Source organism: Seonamhaeicola aphaedonensis, from assembly GCF_003386195.1.
In the GTDB taxonomy this organism is placed as follows: Bacteria; Bacteroidota; Bacteroidia; order Flavobacteriales; family Flavobacteriaceae; genus Seonamhaeicola; species Seonamhaeicola aphaedonensis.
The window spans coordinates 501,764-514,757 of the sequence record NZ_QRDX01000001.1 but is presented as its reverse complement, the minus strand read 5'-3'; the positions used below and the strand labels follow the sequence as shown (position 1 = coordinate 514,757).

The following is a 12,994-nucleotide window of genomic DNA, read 5'->3' as shown; positions in this document are numbered from 1 at the left end:
AGGTTAGCCTCGAATACGAATGCTTAAAATTACTTAATAGTATCTTTCTTTTTTTTCTTATTAGTTAATAGACCACCAAGCACATTTTTAATGACTTTTTCTGTAGACTTTGCGCTATCGGTAGCTAAGGAATCTTGAGGGGTTTTATTTTTTATAATGTCGTTCAAAACAGTTTCAACGGTATTGTTTTGTTCCTTTTTAATAGAATCTGTTTTTGTTTTGTTGCCTCCAATAACATCGCCTATGAGGTTTTTAACCTTATCCTTGCCCTGCTTTAGTAACTTTTGCTTTTGAATTTCAATAAGTTGATTTGTTAAGTTTTTAACCCCACTGGTTAAATCGGTTTTTACATTTGGTTTACTAAAAACGCCAGTAATATTTGCTGTAACAGGAATGGTGATATTGTTTACTTGAGCATCGTTAATTTGATTAATAAGGAGATTGACTTCACTTCCTAAATATTTTGCAGGTACATTAAATACGGCATTATAGTTAAGTGATTTATCAAAGTTGTGTGCACCCGAAACTTCAATGTCTATGTCCTTGTATTTCAAATTAAAAGGTTTTACAGCAACTTTTCCGTTAGCAAACTCTAGCTTAGTTTTTACATCTTTTAAATCTAACTTTTCAAAATCTATGAAATTAAGTGAACTCTGTAATTTATTCAAAATACCATCTTCAGTATTAATATTTGTTGTCAATATTTCTGCGAGGGCATCGCCAGACACAGAGTTTAAAATGGGTAAAAATTCTTCATCTAAAGCGCCTGATAGATTTAAGGATGTATTTAGTTTTCCCTGAATTAAATTGGCAACAGGGACTAAATTCTGTAATAACTCTAAGTTTTTAAAAGACTGGGCAATATCAAAATTATTAGCATCTAAGCTTAAGTTAAAAACGGGTGTTTTGTCTTTGGTTGAAACATCTCCATTTATGGCTAGTTTACCATCAAAAATTGAAGATGTCATCTTTTGGAGTGATGCCTTTTGGTCTTTTATAAAAAGTGTTCCTTCAACATCTTTTAAATTTAAATTGTCATAAATCACCGTTTGAGCATTGGTGTTTATAGTGCACTCTAAAAAGTCTGGAATTTTAAGTGATTCCGTATCACTGGTCGTTTTATTTTTAGAAACTGTTGTGTCTTCATTCATAAAATCACTCACCTTAAATAAGTTAGATTTTACATTGAAATTACCTTTCAAAGTGTTGTTGCTTAACAAAAACCCCATTAAATTATTAATAGTTCCCGTAGCATTTATGTCACTTTCACCGGTTTTAGCTTTAAAATTTTTAAGAGAAACAGTTCCAGGATTAAACGTGATATTTGCTTGTAAAATATGAATTGGATTTACAATATCTTCAGAAGAAAATACAAAATCAGTAATGCTAACAGTACCACTATTTTTAATACGTTGGTAAGCATTGGTTTCAAGAGCATTCATGTCAAAAGATGTTGTAATGTTTCCTTTTAAAATGCCTGTGAGATTATTATCCAACTCCACAGGATACGCTTTTGAAATGTTTGCTAAATTTAAAACACCATCAATCTTGGCATGCACCAACAAGTTTTTAGTTAGATTTTTTAGAGTAGCTGAAGATTTGAATACGTCTTCGTCTATCTTAAAATCTAGGGCATTAATATTTATGTAAGTGTCATCAATATTACCCGAATCGTTTTTTATTTGGGTGTTAATAGAAATATTACTAACTCTTTTAGGTAAATCTGGGTATTTAAATGAAGCATTATTAGATATTATACTAATATCGAAATTAGGTATAGTTTCTTCAGAATTTAAACCTTTAATAACCCCCTTTATTTTGAATTCTCCCAAGGTTTCAACACTTTCGATATTTTTGGAATACGTTTTCGGAATTACTGCTAAGAAATTTTTAAAATCAGACTCAGGGTTTTCAAAAGTAATGTCAATTTGCTGGCCGTTTTCTAAAAGTTGCACAAATCCTTTAAATTCTATAGGCAACTCATTTATATATCCCTTATTGTTTTTAAATCTGTATTTTGAATTTTCTAAATCCAGATCAATCAAAGCGTTTAACTTAATGGGATTACTATTTAAGAATTTAGTGCTATCCAAAGTAATACTTACTTTACCTTCGCTTTGTGTATTTAATTCTGAAGTTTCTGTCGAGAAAGTTCCGTGACCTTCATGATTTAATTCTGTAATATGGATTAAAATATCGGACCCTTCATCAATGTAAGAGAAAGCACTATTTTTTATTTGATAATCTTCAATGTTGAAAGAGAAACTTTCATGGTTTTCTGTGGTAGAACGATTTATTTTTTCTTTGGTAATATCAAAATTATTATTTCCAAGCGCGTCAGTTTTTAAAGTTAATAATGCTTCATCAATGTTAATTGACTTAACCACAATAGGATCGTCACCAGTCTTTTTGAATAATTCTTTAACAGACATGGTAAATGACATATCCTTTACTGTAGCAAAAGTTTCGTCTTTAAATGGTTTAAAATTGCTGATTACCAAATCGTTTACACTTACTTGAGCTTGCGGGAAACTCCTTATAAAACTCAAACTTATATTACTAAACTCTACTCTAGCATTTAGGTTTTGGTTGATAAAACGTTTTACTAAGTTTTTAATTTGCCCTTGAAACGCCAAAGGAAGCGCCATTAAAAGTGTTATAATTATAAAAATGGTAATTCCTGTTATTTTCAGGGCTTTTTTCACACGTTTAATTTTAATAATTACTAAATATTAATTGTAAAATTGAGAACGTAGTGGTTGCATACGTTCTCAAATTAAAAATCTTAAATATTACTTTTTTAGGAATAAATTTTTAAAATTTATTGATATTCATTTCATATGAAAATACTTTTCTTAAATATACGGAAGACAGTCTGGTTTGGTTGAAAATGAATTAAAATTTAACCCAAAATTAACCACGTTACAATAAATCTATTTCTTCATTAACTTTAAGTTTAAATCGTTTCCTAAAAAGAAAAACGCCTAAATATAAAAAGGGAGTATCGCAAGCAGCAACTAGAACTTTAAAAATAAAACCACTTAAAAGAAGTCCATTAAAATCAGACCAAGGAAGAACTTTGAAATAACAAAGTAAACTTATTATGGATAGTGTGTCTACAAATTGAGATATCCATGTTGAAAAGTTATTTCTCAGCCATAATTGTTTGCCATGAGTCAACTTTTTCCAAAAATGATAAATCCTAATATCAATAAATTGAGCAAATAAATAGGCTAACATACTAGATCCAACAGCTACAATAGTTTTACTAAATACATGCGTGAATGTAGCATTATCAATTGGAGAATTACCCAAGGCAGGTACATTATCTGCAAGAAGAATAATGCAAACAGAGAATAGAGAAGCTGCAATACCAATAACAACAATATCATTTGCACGCTTTTTACCATATATTTCGCTAATCAAATCGGTAATTAAAAAAGTAATAGGATAGGGCAAAATACCAACAGAAATTTCAAATAGCTTACTGCCAAAAATTTCAATATCAACCGGATACCAATAAAAGAATTTTTGAAAGATGAGGTTTGAAACTACCAACGATGTAATAAATAATGCTCCTAAGAGCATGTAAATACGTTGGGCAGCGAGTTTGTCTTTTTGTGTCATGTAAATTGTGAATAAATACCTTTTGTAAATATAAAGGAAACCATTTACTTTTTCTTATTTTGCTTTTCTATGTCGCAACCTACCACGTTTCATATAGCTTTGGGGAGTAATAAAGGTGATAAGTTTAGAAACTTACAATTAGCGGTAGATTCTATTCATACCCAAATTGGAAATATCAAACTCATTTCTAAGGTGTACAAGTCTCCAGCTTTTGGTTTTGAGGGTGATGAATTTTTAAATGCCTGTTTGGTATTAGAAAGTTATTTAAAACCCCAAAAGGTTCTAAAAGCATTGTTGAAAATTGAAAAATCATTAGGACGCACCAGAAAAATAGGCAAGGGCTACGAGTCGCGAACAATAGATTTAGATATTGTGTTGGCTGGTGATGAAATAATTAACACAAAAACATTGCAAGTGCCTCATCCCGAAATGCAAAAGCGTAGATTTGTACTGCTACCTTTAAACGATATTGCCTCAAAAATTAAGCATCCTAAACTTTCCAAAGAAGTATCAGTTTTATTGGATGAATGTGAGGATAATTCGGTTTTAGAACCCATCAATGTTTGGCTTAAAAACCCAAGAAAGGCGTTTAATTTTTCTAAGTATAATTATATTGCCATTGAGGGGAATATAGGTGCAGGAAAAACCAGTTTAGCAACTATGATTTCGCAAGATTTTAATGCGAAATTAATTCTGGAACGGTTTGCAGACAATCCGTTTTTGCCAAAATTCTATAAAGATGCTACACGTTATGCCTTTCCGTTGGAAATGTCTTTTCTGGCAGACAGGTACCAGCAAATTTCTGATGATTTATCGCAATTAGACTTATTTAAAGATTTTGTTGTAAGCGATTATGATGTCTTTAAATCACTTATTTTTTCTAAAATCACCTTACAAGACGATGAATTTAAGCTCTACCGTAAATTGTTTTATTTAATGTATAAAGACATTGCAAAACCAGAACTTTATGTGTATCTCTATCAAAATACACAACGCCTGCAGGAAAATATTAAAAAACGCGGACGAGATTATGAGCAAAATATTCAAGATACCTACCTCGATAAAATAAACGAAGGTTATCTGGATTTTTTAAAAACCCAGTCTGATTTTAAAGTGAAAATCATTGATATCTCAGATAAAGACTTTGTAAAAAACCGAAGTGATTATTTAAATTTATTAGCTGAAATTTGTATGGAATAATTTTTATTTTCGACTGTATTAAAGTCTATGTTAATTATTACTCAGAGTATTTTTTATAATATTTTAATTCTTTGTTTTTCAGAAAAATAGCATGAAGTTTTTTTAAGACTAAAATTTATAGCCATAATGGAGCAGGATAGTATACGGTTTTTTAAATAGTATTTTTGAAAAATAATTTTAACAGGTATGAAAAAGTTAAATTTTAATTACGCTCTAGTATTTACTATTGTGTTTATGGTTTTTGGAATATTGGTGTCTTGCCAAAGTGAAGGCGAACCTTCAGAAGAAATAAATGAAGTAGTTGTAGATGAACCAAATCCAGACCCAGACCCAGACCCGGTTCCAGACCCGGTTCCAGATTCAGATTCTGAAGAAACAGATGAAGATACAGGCGCATATACCACTTGTAACCCAGATGGAGAAAATGCTACCAGAACGTCAAATGATTTACCAAATCCGGTGAATGTTGGAACTATTGATGATAGAAGTTGTTATGCAAATTATAAGGAAAGCACACTTATGGGGTCTGTTTGGGGTGTTTATAATATTACAGATGGTTCTAATAAATTTGACGCTACTCTGCAACCTAGAATAGAACGCTCATTACCTAGAGCAGCTAAACTTGGTGTAGGAACATATGTAAAATTTAATGGAACAGTAAGAATTCTAGAAGTGGGAGACACTTCGGGAACTAACAATGATGGTACTTATATTGCACAGGCCAAAGGGAAACACACTGGAGGAGGGGGTTCTCCTGATCCAGCTATTTGTTTGTTTTTAGCTAAGCCCGTTTATGGTACAGGGTCCAATTCAAATAAGCAAGTGTCGTTTGATGTTTATGCCGAACGTATTTTAACTCGTGGAGGAGAAGGAAGCAGTGGTAGAGAAATTGTTTTCTTAAAGAATATTGAAAAGAATAAACCAACTGATTTTCAGTTGGAGGTAGGTTTTAGAGTAGATTCAAATGATGCCAGTAAAAAGATTCATTATTGTGATGCTATAATTGGAGGAGAAAGTTTTAATTGGAACATTCCAGACCCAGAACGAGCAACAGAGTCAAAAATAAGATATGGTGCTTATCGTGTTAAAGGAGGTAGAGCACAAATTAGATGGGCAAATACAACATTTGATAAAGTAGAAAAAGATTAGTATTAATATTGAAAATATACTCAAATAAATGAGAGGCTCCCTGAGAAGGTGGCCTTTTTTTAACTAGAGAATAATTACCTAATGTTTTACAATAATTGATACAAGGAGGTAATAATTTCACTTTTTTGATTCTCCAAAGTGAATGTTGTCAACTGTTTTGCTACTTTAATTTTTAATTTAAAAGGAGCTTCCAGTAAATTAACTCCACTATTTTGTTTTAAACGAATGCCTTGTCCAGAAATGATATCTATATTGGGGGTAAAGTTGTTATTAGGTATATGTTCTGTGAGAATTACATATTTATAAGAGTATAACTTTTTGGTAATTTTTTGAATTTCGACATTAGATACATGTTGCAGCACTTGCCTTAAAATGATGCAATCTGCAAGGGGAAGTTTGTCCTTGGCTATATCTAAACAACGAAACTCTACTTTAGCTCCCTTAAACAATTTTTTGTTTCGTTCAATTAGTGGCTCAACAATATCCACGGCAGTATATTTTTTAGTATATGGAACCAAATGTTTTCCAATATTAAAATCGCCACAGCCTAAATCGCAAACCGTTAAAGGATTTTCAAATGATGTTAAAAAATTAATGACCGCATTTAAATAAGGCTGAACTATGTTTGGATTATGGGAGCCAAACCCAGAGTAAAAATCAAATTCATTACCGCCCCAAAGATGCTTTTCATAGATTTGATTCATAGCATCTTTTGTGGGCCAAGGTGTTTTTATTTTTTTGATCACCAGATTTTAATTCGGATTTAGTTTGCTGAAAAAGTCCCAAATCACAACGCCACAACTTACTGAAATATTTAAAGAATGCTTTGTGCCGTATTGCGGGATTTCAATCACCATGTCGCTGGCAGAAACTACATTTTGCGATACACCTTTTACCTCATTGCCAAAAACTAGGGCGTAAGTTGTTTGGGGTTCTGGCGCAAAATTGTTGAGCATCATCGCGTTCTCTGCTTGTTCAATAGAGCAGATCTTTACATGCTCTTTTTTTAGCTTTTCAACAACTTCAAGCGTGTCTTTGGCATATTCCCAATTAACAGATTCGGTACTACCCAAAGCTGTTTTATGAATGTCTTTGTGAGGGGGTGATGCTGTGATTCCGCAGAGATAAATTTTTTTCACTAAAAAAGCATCACTGGTTCTAAATACCGAACCAATATTATTTAGGCTTCTTATATTATCTAAAACTATGATAATAGGTGTTTTTTTAACAGTTTTAAAATCGTCTATACTAAGTCTGTCTAGTTCGCTGTTTTTTAGTTTACGCATAATTTTAATTTTTCGTCATTGTTAGGACGAAGGATGTGGTAATCTTTTTAAAAGATGCTTCGACTACGTCCAGCATGACAAGGCAAATATTGTTAAAATCTTGACTTAATTGTAGATAACTTATATTATTTCAACTTCAAAAAACATGAAATTAATAGTACATTGCATGCTTACATCCCGATAGCTATCGGAACAAAAATAATATTTAAAAACCACTTACTATTGGCTAAAAAAGCAAAAAAAGAAACTCCGTTAATGAAGCAGTACAATGCTATTAAAGCAAAGTATCCAGATGCGCTTTTGTTGTTTCGTGTGGGAGATTTTTATGAAACCTTTGGTGAAGACGCAGTGAAAGCGGCTGGTATTTTAGGTATTATTTTAACCAAACGAGGCGCTGGTAGTGAAAGTGAAACAGAATTGGCTGGTTTTCCACACCATTCTTTAAACACCTATTTGCCTAAACTGGTAAAAGCAGGAGAGCGCGTGGCTATTTGTGATCAACTAGAAGACCCCAAGCTCACCAAAAAAATCGTGAAACGTGGTGTTACAGAATTGGTAACTCCGGGAGTGGCTCTAAACGACGAGGTTTTAGTGTCTAAATCAAATAATTTCTTGTGTTCGGTGTATTTTGACAAAAAATATATTGGGGTATCTTTTTTAGATATTTCCACAGGCGAGTTTCTAACCTCACAAGGTAATGCTGAATACATTGATAAATTACTTCAAAATTTCAGCCCTAGCGAGGTATTGGTTTCCAAACAAAAACGAAGTTTGTTTAAAGAAACTTTTGGCGATGATTTTCATACGTTTTACCTTGAAGATTGGGTATATCAAACCGATTATGCCTATGAAACTTTAATAAAGCATTTTAACACAAAAACGCTTAAGGGCTTTGGTATTGAAGATTTGTACGAAGGTATCATTGCATCGGGGTCTATCTTACATTATCTGGGTGAAACACAACACCATAAGTTACAGCATATCACCTCAATTTCAAGAATAGCTGAAGATGATTATGTCTGGATGGATAAGTTTACCATCAGAAATTTAGAGTTGTATCATTCTACAAACAACAATGCGGTTACGCTTTTGAATGTTATTGATAAAACCATTTCCCCTATGGGCGGGCGTATGCTTAAGCGCTGGTTGGCATTACCCTTAAAGAGTTTAGATAAAATCAAGCAACGCCACGAAGTTGTTGATTTTTTAACTAAAAGTGATGAGGTTCATCAAAAGATTCAGATTCATATTAAGCATATTGGTGATTTAGAGCGATTAATTTCGAAGATTGCCACCGCAAAAGCGAATCCACGCGAGGTCATTCAGCTTAAAAATTCTTTAGAGGCTATCGTGCCTATTAAAAGTATTGCCTCGAATGTCAAAAACGAATCGTTACGTGTTATTGGAGATAATCTTCAAAGTTGTGAGCTATTGCGAGAGAAAATCAAGGAAACCCTTAACGAAGATGCACCTGTTAATATTTTAAAAGGTAATACAATAGCTCTAGGTTTTTCTTCGGAATTGGATGAGTTGCGAGGTTTGTCTAAGTCAGGAAAGGCTTACCTTGATAATATGTTAGAACGTGAAAGTGAGCGAACCGGTATTCCTTCATTAAAAATAGCTTCCAATAATGTATTTGGGTATTATATTGAAGTACGAAATACCCATAAAGATAAGGTGCCTGACGATTGGGTAAGAAAGCAAACTTTGGTAAGTGCCGAACGTTATATTACTGAAGAGTTAAAGGAATACGAAGCTAAAATTTTAGGAGCCGAGGAGCGCATTTTGGCTATCGAACAACAGTTGTTTGCGCAATTAGTTTCATGGATGAATCAGTACATAAAAACAGTTCAGAAAAATGCTGGTTTAATTGGGCAACTAGATTGTTTGTGTAGTTTTAGTCAATTGGCCAAAGACAACAATTACATTTACCCCATAATGGATGAATCGTTTGATTTAGATATTAAAGATGGGCGTCATCCTGTTATAGAAAAACAATTGCCATTAGGTGAAACTTACATTGCAAATAATCTTTATTTAGACCGGGTTGAGCAACAAATCATTATGATTACAGGACCTAACATGTCTGGAAAATCGGCTATTTTAAGGCAAACAGCTTTAATTGTTTTGCTCGCCCAAATAGGGAGTTTTGTGCCGGCTCAATCGGCGAGAATAGGTTTGGTTGACAAAATTTTTACTAGAGTTGGTGCCAGTGACAATATTTCAATGGGGGAGTCTACATTTATGGTCGAAATGAACGAAACGGCTTCTATTTTGAATAATATATCCGACAGAAGTTTAGTGCTCTTGGATGAAATTGGACGAGGCACCAGCACTTATGATGGTATTTCTATTGCCTGGGCTATAAGTGAGTATTTACATGAGCATCCTGCAAAACCTAAAACGTTATTTGCAACGCATTATCACGAACTCAATGAAATGTGTGAAACCTATGAACGCATTAAGAATTTCAACGTGTCGGTAAAAGAACTCAAAGACAATGTGTTGTTTTTAAGGAGGCTTGTTGAAGGCGGTAGTGCCCATAGTTTTGGTATTCATGTAGCTAAAATGGCTGGAATGCCACAGCAAGTATTGCACAGAGCTAATAAGATTTTGAAGAAATTGGAACAATCACACTCTAGCGAAGAACTTACCGATAAGGTAAAATCCATTCAAAATGATATGCAACTTAGCTTCTTCAATCTTGATGATCCGTTACTAGAAAATATAAAGGACGAAATTATACATACTGATATTGATACACTCACACCTGTAGAAGCGCTTATGAAGCTCAATGAAATAAAACGGATGCTGGTTAAGAAAAAACAGGCATAAAATAAATTTCATTTATTTTAATAAAAGGCTTTGCAATTACTAGAAATGTTTTAAATTTGCACCCGCTAGAACGATAAAACTATGGTCTAGTGCGCAATCAAGAGAGATTGTACGTTCATAAACAAATACTGCGAAAGTAGCTCAGGGGTAGAGCATCACCTTGCCAAGGTGAGGGTCGCGGGTTCAAATCCCGTCTTTCGCTCTGATACTTTCTTAAGTTCAAAATATCAAGCGATGCTGAAGTGGTGGAATTGGTAGACACGTTGGACTTAAAATCCAATGGCCATTATGGCCGTGCGGGTTCAAGTCCCGCCTTCAGTACAAAAGCCTTTATCTTTTTTAGATAGAGGCTTTTTTGTTAATAAAAGTTTTATTGATTAAATCTAAAGATACATAAATCCATCAGGATTAAAGCTTTCATTGTGGGTATAATTTACTAATTTTACAGTCAACAAATTTTATTTAAGATATGGTTAAAAATAGTGAAGTGCGCTACGCAGCTTCCCCAAGGGAAGTAAAAAAAATGGATACTCAAGAACTAAGAAATGAGTTTTTAATAGAAGATGTCATGACAGTTGATGGTATAAATTGGGTTTATTCACATTATGATAGGTTTATGACTGCTGGTGTTGTTCCAGTAAATGATGTCGTATTAGAAACTGTAGATCAATTAAAATCTGAATATTTTCTGGAGCGAAGAGAATTAGGTATTATAAACATAGGAGGGAAAGGTACGGTTTTAGTTGATGGAACTTCATATATCTTGGATAATAGAGAGGCTCTTTACATTGGGCAGGGGAATAAAGAAGTGGTTTTTTCGAGTGAATCTCCTGCTAAACCAGCTAAGTTTTATTTGAACTCAACACCAGCACATAAAGCTTATCCAACAAAAAAAATAGGAACTAGTGATGTAGAAGTTGTTGAACTTGGTGCACCAGAAACAGCTAATGCCAGAACGCTAAGAAAGTACATTGTAAATAGCGTGGTAGATGTTTGTCAATTACAAATGGGAATGACTTCATTAAAAACAGGTAGTATATGGAATACTATGCCAGCGCACGTTCATGATAGACGTATGGAAGTGTATTTTTATATAGATGTTCCTGAAGGGCAATCAGTTTGTCATTTTATGGGGCAAACAGACGAAACCAGACATATTTGGATGCAAAATGAACAAGCAGTAATTTCACCACCATGGTCTATTCACTCTGGGGCAGGCACTAGCAACTATACGTTTATTTGGGGAATGGCAGGGGAGAATTTAGATTATTCTGATATGGATGTAGCTAATATTCCAGATTTAAGATAAGATGTCTCCTGTAATGAAAGTTCTAAAATTATTTTTGGTATTATTATTTTTTTCTTGTAGTCAAGAAAAAAATCAGATAGTCATTGAAATAACCAACAGCCTAGACATAGAAAGAAAATATGAAACAGTAGAGCTTTCTAAATCCTTTTTAGGTTTAGAGAGTCTTGAAGGTTTGGGTATTAAAGATATAGAGACTGATGAAATATTAGCGTCTCAGTTAGTTGATGATAATGGCGACGGTGTCAATGATGTTTTGTTGTTTCAACCAAATGTGCCCGCTGGAGCCACAAAGAATTATAAAATCACTGAGGTCTCTGTCGATAGTGTAGCAGCAGTTTGCTATTCTAGATTCGTTCCTGAGCGAACTGATGATTACGCTTGGGAAAATGATAGAGTAGCTTTTAGAACTTACGGGCCTGATGCACAATACAGGTTTGAAAATAAACTTAAGGAAGGTACCTTATCTAGCGGCATAGACGCTTGGTTGAAGCGAGTAGAATACTCCATAATTGATAAGTGGTATAAGAAATACACCGAAAAGACGGGTAGTTATCATAAGGATACAGGTGAAGGGTTAGATAATTTTCATGTAGGAAGTAGTAGAGGTGTTGGAGGTATAGCTTACAAAAAGGACAGTACGTTCTATATTTCAAAAAACTTTTTAAGCTATAAGACCATAACTACTGGGCCAATAAGAACCAGTTTTATTTTGGACTATGGCACTTGGGAAGCAGGAGATAGATTAATTAAAGAGTCTAAGAAAATATCCTTAGATTATGGTAACAACTTGTCAAAATTTGAAATTTCCATTGAAGGTGTTGATAGTGTTTCTGCTGGTTTAACGTTACACGAAAAAGATGGTGTGGTTACTTCTCACAATGAAGAAACTTGGTTGAACTATTGGCAACCACATGATGATGCCGAATTAGGAACAGCCATAGTTACTACTCCCGTCTATTTTATGAGTACAGAAAAGTACGAAACAGATCAAAAGGATTTGAGTAATGCTTTTATGCACTTAAAAGTAATAAACAATAAAGTAGTCTATTATGCTGGTTTTACTTGGAGCAAAAGTAACCAGTTTAAGAATCAGAATGCTTGGGAACAGTATTTGCAAGATTTTGCTATAAAATTAAATAATCCTTTGGAAGTTAAGTTGGTAAATAACTAATGTACTAGGGGTTTTAGATACAAAAAAGCAGCCCATGGGCTGCTTTTTAATCTTAAAAGAGTTTACAATTAGTGTCCTGTAGCTTCGTTTATTTTACCTTTTGCAGCTTCAGCAGCATTGTCTATAGCCTCACCAGTAGCTTCAGCAGCTTCTTCAACAACTTCTTCGGCAGCATCAACGGCATCGTTAGCCTCCTCTAAAGCGTCAGCGGCGTCACTTGCAGTTTCTTCAACAGCTTCGGCTGCATCATTCATAGTTTCTTCAACAGCATTTTGAGTCTCTTCTGCTTTTTTAGTGTCTCTACAAGAAGTTAGAGAGAAACTCATAGCCAATAAAATAGCAGTACTTAAAATTAGTTTTTTCATAATCTTTGTTTTAGTGTTAATTAATGGGCTTTAAATAATTGATTACTAACAT

The 12,994-nt window shown here is 33.6% G+C and carries 10 protein-coding genes and 2 tRNA genes; 7 read left to right on the top strand and 5 right to left on the bottom strand.

Annotation, left to right across the window (positions count from 1 at the left end; genetic code table 11):
- Positions 1-29: 29 nt before the first annotated feature.
- Positions 30-2,705 carry an AsmA-like C-terminal region-containing protein gene (locus tag DFQ02_RS02235; protein ID WP_116039345.1) on the bottom strand — a complete coding sequence of 892 codons (2,676 nt, stop codon included), beginning with the start codon at positions 2,703-2,705 and terminating at the stop codon, positions 30-32.
- Between the two features lie 217 nt (positions 2,706-2,922).
- Positions 2,923-3,627, bottom strand: coding sequence for a queuosine precursor transporter (locus DFQ02_RS02230; RefSeq protein WP_116039344.1), 705 nt, complete (start codon positions 3,625-3,627; stop codon positions 2,923-2,925).
- Positions 3,628-3,696: 69 nt separating this feature from the next.
- Between DFQ02_RS02230 and folK the strand changes: the two genes are divergently transcribed.
- Positions 3,697-4,827 (top strand): 2-amino-4-hydroxy-6-hydroxymethyldihydropteridine diphosphokinase, encoded by a 1,131-nt coding sequence (gene folK, locus DFQ02_RS02225; RefSeq protein WP_116039343.1) that lies wholly within the window; start codon positions 3,697-3,699, stop codon positions 4,825-4,827.
- Positions 4,828-5,013: 186 nt separating this feature from the next.
- Positions 5,014-5,976 carry a hypothetical protein gene (locus tag DFQ02_RS02220; protein ID WP_116039342.1) on the top strand — a complete coding sequence of 321 codons (963 nt, stop codon included), beginning with the start codon at positions 5,014-5,016 and terminating at the stop codon, positions 5,974-5,976.
- An 86-nt stretch (positions 5,977-6,062) separates the two neighbouring features.
- On the opposite strand, the gene DFQ02_RS02215 is transcribed toward DFQ02_RS02220, so the two are convergent.
- Positions 6,063-6,680: a class I SAM-dependent methyltransferase gene (locus DFQ02_RS02215; protein ID WP_116039668.1), complete on the bottom strand. Its 618-nt coding sequence runs from the start codon at positions 6,678-6,680 to the stop codon at positions 6,063-6,065.
- 48 nt (positions 6,681-6,728) lie between these two features.
- The gene (locus DFQ02_RS02210; protein ID WP_116039341.1) at positions 6,729-7,262 is read right to left on the bottom strand and encodes an RNA methyltransferase; all 534 of its coding nucleotides are present in this window, start codon (positions 7,260-7,262) and stop codon (positions 6,729-6,731) included.
- 222 nt (positions 7,263-7,484) lie between these two features.
- On the opposite strand from DFQ02_RS02210, the gene mutS reads away from it, so the two are divergent.
- From mutS to DFQ02_RS02185, 5 genes are all read left to right on the top strand, one after another.
- Positions 7,485-10,097: a DNA mismatch repair protein MutS gene (gene mutS / locus DFQ02_RS02205; RefSeq protein ID WP_116039340.1), complete on the top strand. Its 2,613-nt coding sequence runs from the start codon at positions 7,485-7,487 to the stop codon at positions 10,095-10,097.
- Between the two features lie 130 nt (positions 10,098-10,227).
- A tRNA-Gly gene (locus DFQ02_RS02200) sits at positions 10,228-10,299 on the top strand.
- Between the two features lie 34 nt (positions 10,300-10,333).
- A tRNA-Leu gene (locus tag DFQ02_RS02195) sits at positions 10,334-10,418 on the top strand.
- Between the two features lie 148 nt (positions 10,419-10,566).
- A complete protein-coding gene (gene kduI, locus DFQ02_RS02190) occupies positions 10,567-11,406 on the top strand; it encodes a 5-dehydro-4-deoxy-D-glucuronate isomerase (RefSeq protein WP_116039339.1) in 840 nt (279 codons plus the stop codon).
- Between the two features lie 13 nt (positions 11,407-11,419).
- On the top strand, positions 11,420-12,577 hold the full coding sequence (locus tag DFQ02_RS02185; RefSeq protein ID WP_245940188.1) for a DUF4861 family protein: 1,158 nt from the start codon (positions 11,420-11,422) through the stop codon (positions 12,575-12,577).
- 68 nt (positions 12,578-12,645) lie between these two features.
- Here DFQ02_RS02185 and DFQ02_RS02180 read toward each other — a convergent pair whose 3' ends face one another.
- Positions 12,646-12,942: a hypothetical protein gene (locus DFQ02_RS02180; protein ID WP_116039337.1), complete on the bottom strand. Its 297-nt coding sequence runs from the start codon at positions 12,940-12,942 to the stop codon at positions 12,646-12,648.
- Positions 12,943-12,994 lie beyond the last annotated feature (52 nt).

Coding starts and splice junctions, on each gene's coding strand:
- DFQ02_RS02230 (WP_116039344.1), bottom strand. CDS start 3,627: ATGACACAAAAAGACAAACTCGCTGCCCAACGTATTTACATGCTCTTA.
- folK (WP_116039343.1), top strand. CDS start 3,697: ATGTCGCAACCTACCACGTTTCATATAGCTTTGGGGAGTAATAAAGGT.
- DFQ02_RS02220 (WP_116039342.1), top strand. CDS start 5,014: ATGAAAAAGTTAAATTTTAATTACGCTCTAGTATTTACTATTGTGTTT.
- DFQ02_RS02215 (WP_116039668.1), bottom strand. CDS start 6,680: ATGAATCAAATCTATGAAAAGCATCTTTGGGGCGGTAATGAATTTGAT.
- DFQ02_RS02210 (WP_116039341.1), bottom strand. CDS start 7,262: ATGCGTAAACTAAAAAACAGCGAACTAGACAGACTTAGTATAGACGAT.
- kduI (WP_116039339.1), top strand. CDS start 10,567: ATGGTTAAAAATAGTGAAGTGCGCTACGCAGCTTCCCCAAGGGAAGTA.
- DFQ02_RS02185 (WP_245940188.1), top strand. CDS start 11,420: ATGAAAGTTCTAAAATTATTTTTGGTATTATTATTTTTTTCTTGTAGT.
- DFQ02_RS02180 (WP_116039337.1), bottom strand. CDS start 12,942: ATGAAAAAACTAATTTTAAGTACTGCTATTTTATTGGCTATGAGTTTC.